The sequence below is a fragment of the Serratia sp. CMO1 genome, assembly GCF_015689115.1.
GTDB lineage: Bacteria > Pseudomonadota > Gammaproteobacteria > Enterobacterales > Enterobacteriaceae > Serratia > Serratia marcescens.
In genome coordinates this window covers 749,955-766,217 of record NZ_CP065032.1, presented here as the reverse complement: position 1 = coordinate 766,217, position 16,263 = coordinate 749,955, and the positions used below count along the sequence as shown (strand labels likewise).

Genomic DNA, 16,263 nt, shown 5'->3' with positions numbered 1-16,263 from the left:
GCGCGGTTCTCACCGCGCGCCGCCTACCAAATATGTTATTTCACCTGGCGCTTCTGATGCTCGCCTGCGGCTTTCACGAAGCCGGCGAACAGCGGATGCCCATCACGCGGCGTAGACGTAAATTCCGGGTGGAACTGACAGGCTACAAACCACGGGTGATTCGGCAGTTCAATGATCTCAACCAGCTTGTTGTCGGCGGAACGACCGGCGACACGCAGCCCTGCGGCTTCGATCTGCTTCAACAGCATGTTGTTAACTTCGTAACGGTGACGGTGACGCTCGACAATGGTCGGTTCGCCGTACAACTGACGCACCAGGCTGTTGTCGCTCAGGTTGCACTGTTGGCCACCTACGCGCATCGTGCCGCCCAAATCGCTTTCTTCGCTGCGCACTTCGACGTTGCCGTCTTCATCGCGCCATTCGGTGATCAACGCCACCACCGGGTACTTACAGTCTGGCATAAACTCGGTGGAGTTGGCGTTTTCCATCCCCGCCACGTTGCGAGCGAACTCCATCAACGCCACCTGCATGCCCAGGCAAATGCCCAGGTAAGGAATGTTGTTCTCGCGCGCATAGCGTGCGGTCATCACTTTGCCTTCCACGCCGCGATAGCCAAAGCCGCCCGGGATCAGGATCGCGTCCAGCCCTTTCAGCACTTCCACGCCGCGGGTTTCCACGTCCTGCGAGTCGATCAGCTTGATGTTCACGGTCAGACGGTTTTTCAGCCCGCCGTGCTTCAGCGCTTCGATCACCGACTTGTAAGCGTCTGGCAGCTCAACGTATTTGCCGACCATACCGATGGTCACTTCGCCGCCCGGATTGGCTTCTTCGTAGATCACCTGTTCCCATTCGGCCAGGTTGGCTTCCGGCGCGTTCAGGCTGAATCGTTTACAAATATAATCGTCCAGCCCCTGAGATTTCAATAGGCCTGGGATTTTATAAATAGAATCAACGTCTTTCAGAGAGATAACCGCTTTTTCCGGCACGTTGCAGAAAAGCGCGATTTTAGCGCGTTCGTTAGCAGGAACCGCGCGATCGGAGCGGCAAATCAGCACATCAGGCTGAATACCGATGGAAAGCAGCTCTTTTACGGAATGCTGGGTCGGCTTGGTTTTCACTTCGCCGGCCGCCGCCATGTACGGCACCAGCGTCAAGTGCATGTACAGCGTGTGCTCGCGGCCCACTTCCACCGCCATCTGACGGATGGCTTCGAGGAACGGCAGCGATTCGATATCGCCGACGGTGCCGCCGATCTCCACCAGCACCACATCGTGGCCTTCGCCGCCTTCGATGATGCGCTCTTTGATCGCGTTGGTGATGTGCGGAATGACCTGCACGGTCGCGCCCAGATAGTCGCCGCGGCGTTCTTTACGCAGCACGTCGGAGTAGATGCGGCCGGTGGTGAAGTTGTTGCGACGCGACATTTTGGTGCGGATGAAGCGCTCGTAGTGACCCAAATCCAGATCGGTTTCTGCGCCGTCTTCGGTGACGAAAACTTCCCCATGCTGAATCGGGCTCATGGTGCCCGGATCCACGTTGATGTACGGGTCCAGTTTCATGATGGTAACGTTGAGGCCACGGGCTTCAAGAATAGCCGCCAGAGAGGCTGCGGCAATGCCTTTACCCAGAGAGGATACGACCCCGCCGGTCACAAAAATATAATTAGTTGTCATGCTGAACCTGAGAGTTTAGGTTTAAAGACGATGGAAGAACCAGGACGGGAAAGTAGTATACCCGAACCTCTCCTGACCTACAAACGATCGTTTTGCTGTCCATCATCTCGGCCGCCCTCCCGTGTTCATCAGGGTTTACTCCGCCGGCGCCGCATAAACCCTCCAGGAAATACAAAGAGTTAGCGGAGAAAGTTTCTTTTTACCGCCCCTCTCGAGCGATAAAACGCCTTAGATTTCAGTTTGTTGGCCTTTTGCTGCCGACGGCAGCCATGCGCCTGTGACCTGACTGCAAGCTTAACCGTTTCAGCTTTCGTGAACCTTGTCGTCGATCAACATTGTAGCGGCGGTTCAGCTTCCCTAAACCCGATTAGCCTGGGATCGAGGAGCATCGGATTAACGACTGATGTAGAGCATGCGTTCAGGCATATCAACAATCACACGATGCCCCCGCATAAAGCCCATCCCCAGCAGACCATCAAAACCCAGCGCCTCAGACGTTGGGCCCTCGGTAATGATGGCCAAATCGTTGTGATGCCGGCCCCGGCGATCGGTCAAGGTGAATCTGGTCACTCGGCAATCCAGGTTCTCAGCCTCAGGCTCAATGGAGCGACAGCCGGAAAACAAGAGGCCAGCCGGCAAGCCTGCGGCAAACAAAAGAGAATGGCTGGCGCCGGTATCAACAATCAGGCGCAACGGTTTATTGCCAACGAAGGCCGTCACGCTCAGCCCCTCATCGGTCTGTTCGAATGGATATGAAGCCCATATTGCAATGTCTGAAGGCAGATGAGTCAACATTTGCAAGCGGTCGTTTTCGAAGTCCATCAGCACCTTTCGATCGCGGAACAACCCAATCCCCATCACTTCACTTACCGGCACCTCGTTTCCCAGGCTGAGTCCCCAGGGCTTAAAACTCACCGCTTCGACGTCGTTAAACGGGATATTGCCAATAAACAGCCGACTAATCCGCCAGGCAGACACCTGATTTTCACCGCCAGAGAGATCTCTCAGCCGCCGAGGCGCCAGCTGCACCGCCTTCAGACTCGGTTGCGCGACCAGACGCTCCAGATCGTGTTGATAAAGGTGTATCCCTTCTGCGCTGCCGGTATCCAGCATGAGCGTGTGTAACCGGTTATCGATCTGCACATCGACTAATGGCAGCCTGCGCTCATCATACCGCAGCCGCCCAACATCAGCAGGAGGAGACGCCGTGCTGAAACCGGGGAAAAAACAGGCTAAAAGCATTAGCCTCTTGATCATGACGCCACCTTCCCTTGTCTGCGTGGAACGTCCTTCATGTTCACCCCGGCGCCATGAACGCCGGAAGCGCATCAGATTTCAGATTTCTTCACCTGCTGCCAGGCGTCTTCCATCTGCTCCAGCGTGGCGTCTTCAAGCCGCAGCCCGCGTTGCTGGACGATCGCTTCCACCTGGCGGAAGCGGCGCTCGAACTTGCGGTTCGCCGCCTGCAGCGCGTTCTCCGCCTTGTGCCCCAGATGGCGCGACAGGTTCACCGTGGCGAACAGCAGATCGCCGATCTCCTCTTCCAGCTTGCTCTCATCGACCACCGCCTGGCGGGCTTCGTGCATCACTTCATCGATCTCTTCGTACACTTTGTCCAGCACCGGCCCCAGGGTGTTCCAGTCGAAGCCGACCGAGGCGCAGCGTTTTTGGATTTTGTGCGCCTTCATCAGCGCCGGCAACGCCTGCGGAATGTCGTCCAGCACCGAGTGCAGCGCTTTTTCGGCGCGCTCGCCGGCCTTCAGCTGCTCCCAGCGCGCCGCCACGGCTTCGCTGTCTCCCGCCTCAGCGTCGCCGAAGATATGCGGGTGACGGCGCTCCAGCTTGTCGCTGATGGCGGTGCACACCTCATCGAAATCGAACAGCCCCTGCTCCTGCCCCATCTGGGCATAGAACACCACCTGGAACAGCAAATCACCCAGTTCGTCGCGCAGATCGGCGTAGTCCTGCCGCTCGATGGCGTCCAGCACTTCGTAAGTCTCTTCCAGCGTGTAGGGCGCGATGGTGGCGAAAGTTTGCTTGCGGTCCCATGAGCAACCGATCTGCGGATCGCGCAGCGTTTTCATGATGTTCAGCAGGCGCTGCAGCGGAGTGGATTGGGTCATAAAAAATCTCTGAGAAAGAATGAGGGCGCATGGGAGCGCCCACCGAATTCATGGATCTCGGGCCGTATCGATGGCGCATACGGCCCGAAAGGAGATGTGGGCTTAGTTGCCGTGCAGACGCTTGGCGTCTATCACGTCCGGCAGCTGGTTCAGCTTCGCCAGCACCCGGCTCAGCACCTGCTGGTTGTAGATTTCGATATCCATGTCAATGGTGGCCAACTGTTTCTTGGTGTCGCTGCGGCTGGCGACGCCCAGCACGTTGACCTTTTCGTTGGCCAAAATGGTGGTAATGTCGCGCAGCAGCCCGCTGCGATCGTTGGCCATCACGCGCACCACCAGCGAATAACCGCTGGAGTAGCTTTCGCCCCATACCGCATCGACGATGCGCTCCGGCGCGTGCGATTGCAAATCGACCAGCTGATCGCAGTCCGCACGGTGGATCGAAATACCGCGCCCCTGGGTGATAAAACCGACGATGTCGTCGCCCGGGATCGGCTGGCAGCAGCGGGCAATGTGGTGCATCAGGTTGCCCACGCCCTCCACCACCACGCGGCCGTTGTCCTTGTTGCGGGCCGGCGGCGGCGCTTTCTGCTGCACCAGCTGGCGCAATGCCTCGCGATCCTGCTCTTCGGCGCTCGGTTTGTTGAACTTGCCCTGCAGGTAATTCACCATCTGGTTCAGGCGAATGTCCCCGCCGCCGATCGCCGCCAACACCTCGTCCAGCGAGTTCATGTTGTAGCGCGGGATCAGCAGCTTTTCGGCCTCTTTCAGACTGATGCCGAGATGTTCCAGTTCGTTGTCCAGCATCTGGCGGCCGGCGAGAATGTTCTTGTCGCGATCCTGCTTGCGGAACCAGTTGTGGATCTTCGAGCGCCCGCGGCTGGTGGTGACATACCCCAGGTTCGGGTTCAGCCAGTCGCGGCTCGGGTTCGGCTGTTTCTGGGTGATGATCTCAATCTGATCGCCCATCTTCAGCTGATAGGTAAACGGCACGATGCGGCCGCCGATCTTGGCGCCGATACAGCGGTGACCGACGTCGCTGTGAATGTGGTAGGCGAAATCGAGCGGCGTGGAGCCGGCCGGCAGATCCACCACGTCGCCTTTCGGGGTAAATACATAGACCCGATCGTCGAACACCTGGCTGCGCACTTCGTCGAGCATCTCGCCGGAGTCCGCCATTTCTTCCTGCCAGGCGATCAGCTTGCGCAGCCAGGCGATGCGTTCTTCGTAGCCGGAGCGCACGGTCACGCCCGCGCCCTCTTTGTACTTCCAGTGCGCGGCCACGCCCAGTTCGGCGTCTTCGTGCATTTGCCGGGTGCGGATCTGAATCTCTACGGTTTTGCCGCGCGGCCCCAGCACCACGGTGTGGATCGACTGGTAGCCGTTCGGTTTCGGGTTAGCGACGTAGTCGTCGAACTCATCCGGCAAATGGCGGAAGTGGGTATGCACGATGCCCAACGCCGCGTAGCAATCCTGCAGGCGCTCCGCCACGATGCGCACCGCACGCACGTCGAACAGTTCGTCGAACGCCAGGTGTTTTTTCTGCATCTTGCGCCAGATGCTGTAGATGTGTTTCGGCCGGCCGTAAATCTCCACCCGAATGCCTTCGTTGGCCATTTCTGCGCGCAGCCCGGCGACGAAATCGTCAATGAACTGTTCGCGATCGATGCGGCGCTCATGCAACAGCTTGGCGATGCGCTTGTATTCTTCCGGATGCAGGTAGCGGAAGCAGAAATCCTCCAGCTCCCACTTCAGCTGGCCGATGCCGAGCCGGTTGGCCAGCGGGGCGTAGATGTTGGAACACTCTTTCGCCGCCAGCACGCGTTCGTCTTCCGGCGCGTCTTTCACCTCGCGCAGGTGGGCGATACGCTCCGCCAGCTTGATGACCACGCAGCGGAAATCCTCCACCATCGCCAACAGCATGCGGCGCACGTTGTCGACCTGTTCGGAGGCCATCGAGTCGTTTTGGGTGGCTTTCAGTTGGCGAATGGCGTCCATGTCACGCACGCCGTGCACCAGCGCGACGATGCCCTTGCCGAACGCTTCGGTCAGGGTCTCTTCCTGCACGATGCCGGCGTCCACCAGCGGGAACAGCAGCGCGGCGCGCATGCTGTCGTTGTCCATGCTCAGCGTCGAGAGAATTTCCACCATCTCCAGGCCGCGCCACAGCAGCAGCGAGGCGTCAGGATGGTTTTGGGTCTGCTGCTCACAATAACGCCAGGTTGCGGCCAATCGCTCACATGACTGCGGGTTAGGTAGCCCCAAGCCGGCGATCCACTCATCGAGAGCGAACTCACCCGCCGTATTCAGATGTGCACTTCTTACCGCAACCATAACTTCTCCCTACTTTGCAGCGACCTCTGGCGCACGCTCGTTGATAAACAGCGCCATTGATTCAAGATGCCCCGTGTGCGGAAACATATCCAACATCCGCACGCGCGCAAGACGATAACCGGCGTTCAACAGCACGTTGCTGTCGCGAGCCAGCGTGGTGGGGTTACAGGAAACATACACCACCCGCGCCGGCGCCAGTTTTACAATGTGTGACATCACCCCGGCCGCACCGGCGCGGGCGGGATCCAGCATCACCTTATCAAACCCTTGTGCTGCCCAAGGTTGCCGCGCAACGTTGTCCTCCAGATTCTCATGGAAGAACGACGCATTATTCAGCTTATTCTTATGTGCATTATATTGCCCATTCGCTACCAGCGTGGCAACACCTTCGATGCCCACCACCGCGGCGGCGCGGCGCGCCAGCGGCAGGGTGAAATTACCCATGCCGCAGAACAGGTCCAGCACCCGATCATTGGGTTGAATGTCGAGCCATTCAAGGGCCTGCGCCACCATTTGTTGGTTTACGGCGTCATTGACCTGAATAAAGTCGCGCGGACTGAAGTCTAAGCGTAGCCCGTCAACCTGATAATACGGCGTTTCACCGCACAGTTTTTCCACCCGTTCGCTGTCCGGCGCCAGATAAACGGCGACCTTTTCCCGCTCGCCAAACGCCAACAGCGCCTGCCGATCCGCCTCTTTCAGCGCGTCGAGATGACGCAGCACCAGCAGCGGGCCGTTATCCGCCAGCACCAGCTCCACATGCCCCAGCCGCCGCACCGCCTGCAGCCCGCTCAGGCAGGCGCGCACCGGCGCCAGCAGCTGTTCCAGCTCCGGCCGCAGCACCGGGCAGTACTCCACCGCCACCAGCTCGCTGGAGGCCGCCTGGCGAAAGCCCATCATCAGGCGCTGCAGCTTCGGCTGCCATGCCAGGCTCAGGCGGGCGCGGCGGCGATAGCCGTATTCCGGGCCGGCGATCACCGGTTCCTGTTGCGGGGTTACGCCGGTTTCGCGGGCGATCATGCGCACCAGCGCCGCCGCCTTGCTCTGCTGTTGCAGCGCCTCATCAGCATGTTGCTGCTGGCAGCCGCCGCACACGCCAAAATGCGGGCAGCGCGGTTCTACCCGCTGCGGGCTGCGGCTCAGCAGGCGTTTGAGCTTGCCTTTGGCGAACTGGCGCTTGTCTTCGGTCAACTGGATTTCCGCCTGCTCGCCCGGCAATACGCCCGGCACGAACACCGCTTTGCCGTCGTGGCGCGCCACGCCCTGGCCAAAAGGATCGAGATCGCTCACCGTCACGGTGAAGATTTGTGAGCTCTGCCGGGTCGTCACGCGGCGTTTGGGAGAGTAGAATTGCGCCATATTTGTCGATTGTGTGCTGGTTCATTAAGCTAGTGTCAGCTGTCAATTCTCCCACATTGGAATCCCATGACCAAATACAGCCTGCGTGCGCGCATGATGATCCTGATTCTGGCCCCGACCTTGCTGATTGGTTTGCTGCTCAGCACCTTCTTCGTGGTGCACCGCTATAACGAGCTGCAGGAGCAACTGGTCGACGCCGGCGCCAGCATCATCGAGCCGCTGGCGGTGGCCAGCGAGTACGGCATGACGTTCCGCAGCCGCGAATCGGTCAGGCAGTTGGTCAGCCTTTTGCACCGCCGCCATTCGGACATCGTACGTTCGATCACCGTGTTTGATGCGCAGAACAACCTGTTCGTCACCTCAAATTATCACCACAACTTCGCTCAGCTGCAGTTGCCGAAAGGCGTGCCGTTGCCCACCGAGCTGATGCTCACCCGACGCGGCGATTCGCTGATCCTGCGCACGCCGATCCTGTCGGAAAGCCAGTATCCGGATGAAACCGCCGACGGCGGCAGCCATCCCGACAACAACCTGGGCTATGTGGCGATCGAGCTGGATCTGCAGTCGGTGCGGCTGCAGCAGTATAAAGAGGTCTTCGTCTCCACCTTGCTGCTGCTGCTGTGCATGTGCATAGCCATCCTGTTCGCTTACCGGCTGATGCGCGACGTGACCGGCCCGATCCGCAATATGGTGAACACCGTCGACCGCATCCGCCGCGGCCAGCTCGACAGCCGCGTGGAAGGCTACATGCTCGGCGAGCTGCACATGCTGAAAAACGGCATCAACTCGATGGCGATGTCGCTTACCGCCTATCACGAAGAGATGCAGCAGAACATCGATCAGGCCACGTCAGACCTGCGCGAAACGCTGGAGCAGATGGAGATCCAGAACGTCGAACTGGATCTGGCGAAAAAACGCGCGCAGGAGGCGGCGCGCATCAAGTCCGAATTCCTGGCCAACATGTCGCATGAGCTGCGTACTCCGCTCAACGGCGTGATCGGCTTCACCCGCCAGATGCTGAAAACCGATCTGAGCGCAACCCAGACCGACTATTTACAGACCATCGAGCGCTCGGCCAACAACCTGCTGACCATCATCAACGACGTGCTGGACTTCTCCAAGCTGGAGGCCGGCAAGCTGGTGCTGGAGCATATTCCGTTCGCCCTGCGCGAAACGCTGGACGAAGTGGTGGTGCTGCTGGCGCCCAGCGCACATGACAAAGGGTTGGAGCTGACGCTGGATGTGCACAACGACGTGCCGGAGCAGGTGATCGGCGACTCGCTGCGCCTGCAGCAAATCATCACCAACCTGCTGGGCAACGCCATCAAGTTCACCGAAACCGGCAATATCGACATTCGCGTCGAGCTGCGCAAACAGCTGGATCGCCGGGTGGAAGTGGAAGTGCAGATCCACGATACCGGCATCGGCATCTCCGAACGCCAGCAGTCGCAGCTGTTCCAGGCATTCCGCCAGGCGGACGCCAGCATCTCCCGCCGCCACGGCGGCACCGGGCTGGGGCTGGTGATCACGCAAAAGCTGGTGAAAGAGATGGGGGGCGATATCTGCTTCCACAGCCAGTTGAACCGCGGCTCGACCTTCTGGTTCCACATCACGCTGGATCTGAACGAGGGCATGCTGTCGCTGGCGCCGAGCCTGCCGGATCTGAACGGCAAAACGCTGGCCTATATCGAGTCCAACCCGACGGCGGCGCAGGCGACGCTCAACATGCTCAGCGTCACGCAACTGGTGATCACCCACTCGCCGACGCTGGGCCAGTTGCCGCCAAGCCACTATGATTTCCTGCTGGCCGGCGTGCCCATCCCGTTCCGCGACAACATGGCGCAGCACGAGGACAAATTGCTGGCCTCGCTGAAGCTGGCCGATCGGGTCATTCTGGCGCTGCCGTGCCAGGCGCAAATCGATGCCGAGCTGCTTAAACAACAAGGCGCGCTCGGCTGCCTGATCAAGCCGATCACCAGCACCCGACTGTTCCCGATGCTCCGGATGGAGGCGCCGGCACGCCTCACCGCGCAGCCTGAGCGTAAACGCCTGCCGCTGACGGTGATGGCGGTTGACGACAACCCGGCTAACCTGAAGCTGATCGGCACGTTGTTGGGGGAACAGGTAGAAAAAACCCTGTTGTGCGAGAGCGGCGAGGAAGCGCTGGCGCTGGCGCGCGACAACGTGCTGGATCTGATCCTGATGGACATTCAAATGCCGAAGATGGACGGCATTCACGCCAGCGAGCTGATCCGCCAACTGCCGCATCACAACTCCACGCCGATCGTCGCCGTCACCGCCCATGCAGCCAGCGGCGAGCGCGAGCACCTGTTGCAGGCCGGGATGGACGACTACCTGGCCAAGCCGATCGACGAGAAAATGCTGACCCGCGTGCTGTCGCGCTATCACAGTGGCGAAATGGAAAACGCCGTCGCCGACGACGCGCCGCTGTCGCTCGACTGGCCGCTGGCGTTGCGTCAGGCGGCCAATAAACCGGATCTGGCGCGCGATCTGCTGCAAATGCTGCTCGATTTCTTGCCGCAGGTGCGCGAACGGGTGCAGGCGCTGCTCGACGGCCAGCATGACGACGAAATCCTCGATCTGGTCCATAAGCTGCACGGCAGCTGCAGCTACAGCGGCGTGCCACGCCTCAAGCAGCTGTGTTTCTACCTCGAGCGGCAACTGCGCCAGGGCGTCACCAACGACGAACTGGAGCCGGAATGGCTGGAGCTGCTGGATGAGATTGAACTGGTGATCCACGCGGCGCACGCGCATCTGACGCAGCCTGCCTGAATTCGCAGGCCGTTACGCAAAAAGGCACGCCGCAGCGTGCCTTTTTCTTTTAGCGCCTGACGTTTATCACTGCGCCAGCAGGTACAATTGGCTCTCGCCGCGCTGAATATTCAACGCCAGCACCGACGGCTTGCTGTCGAGAATCTTACGCAGCTCGCCCAGGTTCTGTATCGGCTGTTGGTTCACGCCCAGGATCACATCGCCTTTTTTCAAGCCGATGCGCGCCGCGGCGCTGCCGGCTTTCACGCTGTCGACCTTGACGCCTTTCTGGTTGCCGACCTGGGTGTTGCTCAGCTCGGCGCCCTCGATGCCGGTGTAAATATTGCCCGAGGCCACCTGGGTCTGCGCGCTTTGCTCCAGCGTGACATCAATGGTCACCGGTTTGCCGTCGCGGATAATGCCCAGCGACATTTTGCTGCCGACCGGCAGCGTGCCGATCTCCGCCCGGAATGAGGCGAAGCTGGAGATGGCCTTGCCGTTCATGGTGACGATCACGTCACCGGCTTTAATGCCCGCCTTCGCGGCGGAAGACTTCGGCATCACCTGGCTGACAAAGGCCCCGCGCTGCGCATCAACCTTCATCGCCTTGGCCAGCTCAGAGTTCAGCTCGGTGCCCATGATGCCGAGTTCGCCGCGTTTCACCTGGCCATACTCGACCATTTGCGCCGTCAGGTTTTTCACCATGTTGCTCGGAATGGCGAAGCCGATACCGATGTTGCCGCCGTCCGGCGCCAGGATCGCGGTGTTGATGCCGATCAGCTCGCCGTTCAGGTTAACCAGCGCGCCGCCGGAGTTGCCGCGGTTGATCGCCGCATCGGTCTGGATAAAGTTTTCGTAGTTTTCGATGTTCAGGCCGCTGCGCCCCAGAGCGGAAACGATGCCCGAGGTGGCGGTTTCGCCCAGCCCGTACGGGTTGCCGATCGCCACGGTGTAATCGCCGACGCGCAGCTGATCGGAATCCGCCATCTTGATCGCCGTCAGATTCTTGAAGTCTTTCAGCTGGATCAGGGCGATGTCCGAGCGCGGATCCTTGCCGATCACCTTGGCGTCGAAGCGGCGGCCGTCACTCAGCTGCACCTGGATCTTGTTGGCGTTATCCACCACGTGGTTATTGGTCACCACATAGCCCTTGGCGGCATCGATGACCACCCCGGCGCCCAGCGCCTGGAATTTCTGCTGCGTGCCCTGCGGCTGGCCATCCGGCCCAGGCTGTTCACCGCCCTGACACATCGGCGAGCCCTGGAACGGCGAACCGTCCTGGCAGAACGGCGAATCTTCACCGAAGAACTGTTGGAACTGCTGCGGCATGCGCGGCGTGTTGACCGTGGTGCTGCCCTCAACGTTAATGCTCACCACGGAAGGCATCACCTTTTCCAGCATCGGCGCCAGGCTCGGCAGCTGTTGGGTGGAGGAAGAGGCGGTTTCAGCGGCGCTGGCCGTCACCGGGCCCATCGCCATGCCGATGCTGAATGCCAATGCGCTCAGAACTAATGCGGTTTTTTTCATCTGTGTGTCTCTTATAAAGTCGTTCAAAAAAGAATGGCCGTCTTGCGTGCTTATTCAGAGTTAATTAATAGCCTGAAGTTCCGGCACAGATGATTGGCAATAGTAAACAAATATTGTCCGTCTTTACAAAAATCAAGACAGCCAACCGGTTGGAATTGCTGATAATTATTCCTCAGCTTAATTATTCCGCCGCCATTAATCGACGATATTCATCATAGGCATAAAGGTCGGTCATTCCGCTGATATAGTCCTGCAATAAACGCGCGCGGAAATAATATTCCCGAATGGCTTGCTGCTCCGGCGATAAATGCTGCAGCCCTTCTACCGCCTCCGCATACGCCAGCCGATGCTTGGTGGACAGCTTGTGGAACAGACGCGTTTCGATCGGGTACGCGCGGTGGCTGTCTTCACGCACCAGCAGAGTGAAGTCCGCCAGCGACATCGCCAACAGCGGACTGTAAATGTCCAGCAGGCCGCTGATCACCCGATAGCCTTGCAGCTCGAGCTGCTCGACCTCCGGGTGGTTGAACACATGCTTGAACGCCACATTTTTAAATATTTTCAACAGCCGGTAGGCCGGGCTGGAATCCTCCAGCAGCGCCTGATTGAAGCTGCCCTGATATACCGCGTCCAGATTGTCGATAAAGCGCTGCGCCGCGTGCGGCACCAGCCGCGCCACGGTAAACACCCGCAGATACATGAAGAACTGATCTTCCGCGCTGCGCCGCGCGCCGCCGCGATCGATCTTGCGAAACGCGCTGGCGACGGTCTTGTCGAACAGATCGCCCGGCGCCACCTCGCCCCATTCCTGAATCAGGTGCTGATACAGCTGCTCGACGGTGAAAATGCTCTTCTCCACCGCGTCTTCCAGATCGGCCACGCAGTACGAGATATCGTCGGCGGCCTCCATAATGTAGGTCAGCGGGAAACGATCGAACTCGCCCATATGCAGCTCACGCCGCAGCCGATCGACGAAGGCTTCTTCCGCCAGATAGTAGCCGGGCTTTTTCATCAGGTAACTGTGGCTGGCGGGGATGTCGCTCGCCCAGTAGGCCGGGCGGGTGTATTTCAAAATGCAGCCGACCTGCGCGTAGGTCAGGTTGAGCTTGAGCAGGCTGTACACCATGCGGATCGCCTGGGCGTTGCCCTCGAAGTGGCTGAGATCCTGACGGATCCGGCTGCGCAGCCGGTTCAGATCGCTCTCCCCTTCATGCAGGCGCAGCGTCGCCACCTGGCAGCGATCGTGGCTGCCCGGCTCACTGCCGCAGCTGGCGGGATCGAGCCGCTGGGCGAACCAGTCATTGATCGCCGATTCGCCGAAATGACCGAACGGCGGATTGCCGATGTCGTGCATCAGGCAGGCCATTTCCACGATGCTTTCAAACGGATCGAGCAGCCGGGTCAGGCCGAGTTCGTCGATCTTCCCCGCCTGTTTGAAGCGGTTGAGGATCTCTTTGGCGATATGGCGCCCGACCTGCTGCACCTCCATCGAGTGCGTCAGGCGGCTGCGCACCGCCGCGTTGCGCTCCAGCGGAAACACCTGGGTTTTTTGCTGCAGACGGCGAATGGCGGCCGAGTTGACGATGCGCCCGCGATCGCTCTCGAACTGCCGCACGATGTCGTACTCTTCCTCGGCCTCGATCGGTTTGCTGAAAGGCCGTTGGAAGCTGATTTTTTGCTTGAAGTCGATCCCGGACATCTGTTTCTCCGCCGTTGCGCCCTGCCCCCGTGATAACAATTCCCGGCAGCGGATGCAACGCATTATCTCTGATACACAGCCATGATAGACTATGCCGCAATTCTCACGGCCAATCAGCGAGTGTTATTTATGAAAGTAGGCATCATCGGCGCAATGGAGCAGGAAGTCACCCTGCTGCGCGATCAAATCGAAAACCGTCAAACCATCCAGCGCGCGGGCTGCGAAATCTACACCGGCCAGATCGGCGGCGTTGACGTGGCCCTGCTGAAATCCGGCATCGGCAAAGTCTCTGCGGCCATGGGCACCACCCTGTTGCTGGAGCACTGCAGCCCCGACGTGGTGATCAATACCGGCTCCGCCGGCGGCCTGGCCAGCACGCTGCGCGTGGGCGACATCGTGGTGTCGGAAGAAGTGCGCTACCACGACGCCGACGTCACCGCCTTCGGCTACGAGCCGGGCCAGATGGCCGGCTGCCCGGCGGCGTTCGTCGCCGATGATGCGCTGATCGCGCTGGCGGAAAGCTGCATCAAACAGCTGGATCTGCACGCGGTGCGCGGCCTGATCTGCAGCGGTGACGCCTTCATCAACGGCGCCGAGCCGCTGGCGCGCATCCGCGCCACCTTCCCGCGCGTCGCCGCCGTGGAAATGGAAGCCGCGGCGATCGCCCACGTCTGCCATCTGTTCGGCACGCCGTTCGTGGTGGTGCGCGCCATTTCCGACGTCGCCGACAGCGAATCGCACATGAGCTTTGACGAGTTCCTGGTGGTAGCGGCCAAGCAGTCCACGCTGATGGTCAACGCCATGCTGCAAACCCTGGCCAAGCGCGGTTGATGTGAGGCAGCGCTTCACCTCGATGCTCTGTCTGTTGGCGCTCTGGCTGGCCCTGCCGGTCGGCGCCGCCCAGCGGGTGATCAGCCTGGCGCCCAACGCCACCGAACTCGCCTATGCCGCCGGCATGGGCGATGTGCTGGTGGCGGCGAGCGCCTATTCCGATTACCCGCCGCAGGCCGCCAGGCTGGAGCAGGTAGCCTCCTGGCAGGGCATCAATCTGGAGCGGGTGCTGGCGCTCAAGCCGGATCTGATCCTCGCCTGGCGCGGCGGTAATCCACAACGCGCGTTGGATCAGCTCGCCGCGTTCGGCATCCCGATCTTCTATGCGGACGCCGACAATCTCGAAGGGATCGCCGGCTTGCTGGATAAGCTGGCGCGCTACAGCCCGCACCCGGAGCAGGCGCATCAGGCGGCGGACGGCCTTCGCCGCCAGTTCGCCGCTCTCAAGCAACAGTACGCCGCTAACTCGCCACGGCGTGTGCTGCTGCAGTTCGGCACCCAGCCGCTGTTCACCAGCTCCGGCGCCACATTGCAAAGCCAGGTGCTGGCGCTGTGCGGCGGGCAGAACGTCTTCGCCGACAGCCGCACCCCTTGGCCGCAGATCAGCCGCGAGCAGGTGCTGGCACGTCAGCCGCAGGCCATCGTCATCACCGGCGGCGAGAAAGAGGCCGCCAATGTGAAAGCCTTCTGGGCACCGCAGCTGCAGGTGCCGGTGATCGCGCTGAACGAAGACTGGTTCAATCGCGGCGGGCCGCGCATCCTGTTGGCGGCGCAGCAGCTGTGCCGCCAGCTGGCGGAGATCCGCTGATGCTGGTGTTCTGGCTGGATATTCTCGGCACGGCGGTGTTCGCCGTCTCCGGCGTGCTGCTGGCCGGCAAGTTGCGCATGGATCCGTTCGGCGTGCTGGTATTGGGCGTGGTCACCGCGGTCGGCGGCGGCACCATCCGCGACATGGCGCTGGCCAACGGCCCGGTATTTTGGGTCAAGGATCCCACCGATCTGGTGGTGGCGATGATCACCTGCGTCTTGACGCTGCTGCTGGTGCGCCAGCCGCGCCGCCTGCCGAAGTGGGTGCTGCCGGTGCTGGACGCCGTCGGGCTGGCGGTGTTCGTCGGCATCGGCGTCAACAAGGCCTTCGCGGCCGGTACCGGCCCGCTGGTGGCGATCTGTATGGGGGTGATCACCGGCGTCGGCGGCGGCATTATCCGCGACGTGCTGGCGCGCGAGATCCCGATGATCCTGCGCACCGAAATTTACGCCACCGCCTGCATCATCGGCGGCATCGTGCACGCCACGGCGTTTTACACCTTCAATATGCCGCTGCAACAGGCCATGATGCTGGGCATGCTCATTACCCTGGCCATTCGGCTGGCGGCCATTCGTTGGCATCTCAAGCTGCCCGCCTTTATTCTCGAACGCTGAGCCGCCGCACATCACTCACGGCCGGCCGGCGCAGGAGAACGGCACGGCAGTGATTCTCGTGGAAGGGTAGGCATAAAAAAACCCGCCGGCCGTAAGGCGAGCGGGTTGATATTCTGGCAGGCAAACTCAGATGCTGAACGACGAACCGCAACCGCAGGTGGTTTTGGCATTCGGGTTGGTCACCACAAAGCGCGATCCTTCCAGCCCTTCGGTGTAGTCCACCGAACCGCCGACCAGATACTGCAGGCTCATCGGATCGACCACCAGCGCCACGCCCTGCTTCTCGATGGTCATGTCGCCATCGTTGACCTTGTCGTCAAAAGTGAAGCCGTACTGGAATCCGCTGCAGCCGCCGCCGGTAATGTAAACCCGCAACTTCAGGTTCGGGTTTTCTTCGTCAGCAATCAGGAACTTAACCTTGTTTGCTGCTGCCTCGGTAAATTGCAGGGGCAGTGCCGTTTGATCACTCATACTCTTTACTCCCAACATTGTTCAGCATCAGATCGCGACTATGGCTGCCTGA

Annotated in this window: 12 protein-coding genes; 4 read left to right on the top strand and 8 right to left on the bottom strand. The window is 60.4% G+C overall.

Annotated features, from left to right (window positions below; genetic code table 11):
* Positions 1-35: 35 nt before the first annotated feature.
* The 5 genes from pyrG to rlmD form a co-directional block, all read right to left on the bottom strand.
* Positions 36-1,673: a glutamine hydrolyzing CTP synthase gene (gene pyrG, locus IT763_RS03500; protein ID WP_004932674.1), complete on the bottom strand. Its 1,638-nt coding sequence runs from the start codon at positions 1,671-1,673 to the stop codon at positions 36-38.
* A 393-nt stretch (positions 1,674-2,066) separates the two neighbouring features.
* Positions 2,067-2,930 carry a hypothetical protein gene (locus IT763_RS03495; RefSeq protein ID WP_193843271.1) on the bottom strand — a complete coding sequence of 288 codons (864 nt, stop codon included), beginning with the start codon at positions 2,928-2,930 and terminating at the stop codon, positions 2,067-2,069.
* A gap of 71 nt (positions 2,931-3,001) precedes the next feature.
* Positions 3,002-3,796, bottom strand: a complete 795-nt coding sequence (gene mazG, locus IT763_RS03490) for a nucleoside triphosphate pyrophosphohydrolase (RefSeq protein WP_206195176.1) — start codon at positions 3,794-3,796, stop codon at positions 3,002-3,004.
* A gap of 102 nt (positions 3,797-3,898) precedes the next feature.
* Positions 3,899-6,130, bottom strand: a complete 2,232-nt coding sequence (gene relA / locus IT763_RS03485) for a GTP diphosphokinase (protein ID WP_004932686.1) — start codon at positions 6,128-6,130, stop codon at positions 3,899-3,901.
* Between the two features lie 9 nt (positions 6,131-6,139).
* A complete protein-coding gene (gene rlmD / locus IT763_RS03480; protein WP_206195175.1) occupies positions 6,140-7,489 on the bottom strand; it encodes a 23S rRNA (uracil(1939)-C(5))-methyltransferase RlmD in 1,350 nt (449 codons plus the stop codon).
* Between the two features lie 66 nt (positions 7,490-7,555).
* Here rlmD and barA point away from each other — a divergent pair, with 66 nt between their 5' ends.
* Positions 7,556-10,282, top strand: a complete 2,727-nt coding sequence (barA, locus tag IT763_RS03475; protein WP_033641271.1) for a two-component sensor histidine kinase BarA — start codon at positions 7,556-7,558, stop codon at positions 10,280-10,282.
* A gap of 66 nt (positions 10,283-10,348) precedes the next feature.
* Here barA and degP read toward each other — a convergent pair whose 3' ends face one another.
* Positions 10,349-11,788, bottom strand: coding sequence for a serine endoprotease DegP (gene degP, locus IT763_RS03470; protein WP_033641270.1), 1,440 nt, complete (start codon positions 11,786-11,788; stop codon positions 10,349-10,351).
* Between the two features lie 181 nt (positions 11,789-11,969).
* A complete protein-coding gene (dgt, locus tag IT763_RS03465; RefSeq protein WP_016929068.1) occupies positions 11,970-13,487 on the bottom strand; it encodes a dGTPase in 1,518 nt (505 codons plus the stop codon).
* A gap of 129 nt (positions 13,488-13,616) precedes the next feature.
* Here dgt and mtnN point away from each other — a divergent pair, with 129 nt between their 5' ends.
* Genes mtnN through IT763_RS03450 form a run of 3 tightly spaced genes read left to right on the top strand, consistent with a single transcriptional unit; the run spans position 13,617 to position 15,740 of the window.
* Positions 13,617-14,318: a 5'-methylthioadenosine/S-adenosylhomocysteine nucleosidase gene (gene mtnN, locus IT763_RS03460; protein WP_004932702.1), complete on the top strand. Its 702-nt coding sequence runs from the start codon at positions 13,617-13,619 to the stop codon at positions 14,316-14,318.
* Positions 14,319-14,340: 22 nt separating this feature from the next.
* Complete coding sequence (gene btuF / locus IT763_RS03455; RefSeq protein ID WP_033641486.1) at positions 14,341-15,126, top strand: vitamin B12 ABC transporter substrate-binding protein BtuF; 786 nt, start codon at positions 14,341-14,343, stop codon at positions 15,124-15,126.
* On the top strand, positions 15,126-15,740 hold the full coding sequence (locus tag IT763_RS03450) for a TRIC cation channel family protein (RefSeq protein ID WP_015376663.1): 615 nt from the start codon (positions 15,126-15,128) through the stop codon (positions 15,738-15,740). The genes btuF and IT763_RS03450 overlap by 1 nt, the downstream gene beginning before the upstream one ends.
* A 126-nt stretch (positions 15,741-15,866) precedes the next feature.
* Here IT763_RS03450 and erpA read toward each other — a convergent pair whose 3' ends face one another.
* Positions 15,867-16,211 carry an iron-sulfur cluster insertion protein ErpA gene (gene erpA, locus IT763_RS03445; protein ID WP_004932708.1) on the bottom strand — a complete coding sequence of 115 codons (345 nt, stop codon included), beginning with the start codon at positions 16,209-16,211 and terminating at the stop codon, positions 15,867-15,869.
* Between the last annotated feature and the right edge of the window lie 52 nt (positions 16,212-16,263).

Excerpts from the sequence above, each read along its gene's own strand:
- pyrG (WP_004932674.1), bottom strand. The coding sequence starts at position 1,673 with ATGACAACTAATTATATTTTTGTGACCGGCGGGGTCGTATCCTCTCTG.
- IT763_RS03495 (WP_193843271.1), bottom strand. The coding sequence starts at position 2,930 with ATGATCAAGAGGCTAATGCTTTTAGCCTGTTTTTTCCCCGGTTTCAGC.
- mazG (WP_206195176.1), bottom strand. The coding sequence starts at position 3,796 with ATGACCCAATCCACTCCGCTGCAGCGCCTGCTGAACATCATGAAAACG.
- relA (WP_004932686.1), bottom strand. The coding sequence starts at position 6,130 with ATGGTTGCGGTAAGAAGTGCACATCTGAATACGGCGGGTGAGTTCGCT.
- rlmD (WP_206195175.1), bottom strand. The coding sequence starts at position 7,489 with ATGGCGCAATTCTACTCTCCCAAACGCCGCGTGACGACCCGGCAGAGC.
- barA (WP_033641271.1), top strand. The coding sequence starts at position 7,556 with ATGACCAAATACAGCCTGCGTGCGCGCATGATGATCCTGATTCTGGCC.
- degP (WP_033641270.1), bottom strand. The coding sequence starts at position 11,788 with ATGAAAAAAACCGCATTAGTTCTGAGCGCATTGGCATTCAGCATCGGC.
- dgt (WP_016929068.1), bottom strand. The coding sequence starts at position 13,487 with ATGTCCGGGATCGACTTCAAGCAAAAAATCAGCTTCCAACGGCCTTTC.
- mtnN (WP_004932702.1), top strand. The coding sequence starts at position 13,617 with ATGAAAGTAGGCATCATCGGCGCAATGGAGCAGGAAGTCACCCTGCTG.
- btuF (WP_033641486.1), top strand. The coding sequence starts at position 14,341 with ATGCTCTGTCTGTTGGCGCTCTGGCTGGCCCTGCCGGTCGGCGCCGCC.
- IT763_RS03450 (WP_015376663.1), top strand. The coding sequence starts at position 15,126 with ATGCTGGTGTTCTGGCTGGATATTCTCGGCACGGCGGTGTTCGCCGTC.
- erpA (WP_004932708.1), bottom strand. The coding sequence starts at position 16,211 with ATGAGTGATCAAACGGCACTGCCCCTGCAATTTACCGAGGCAGCAGCA.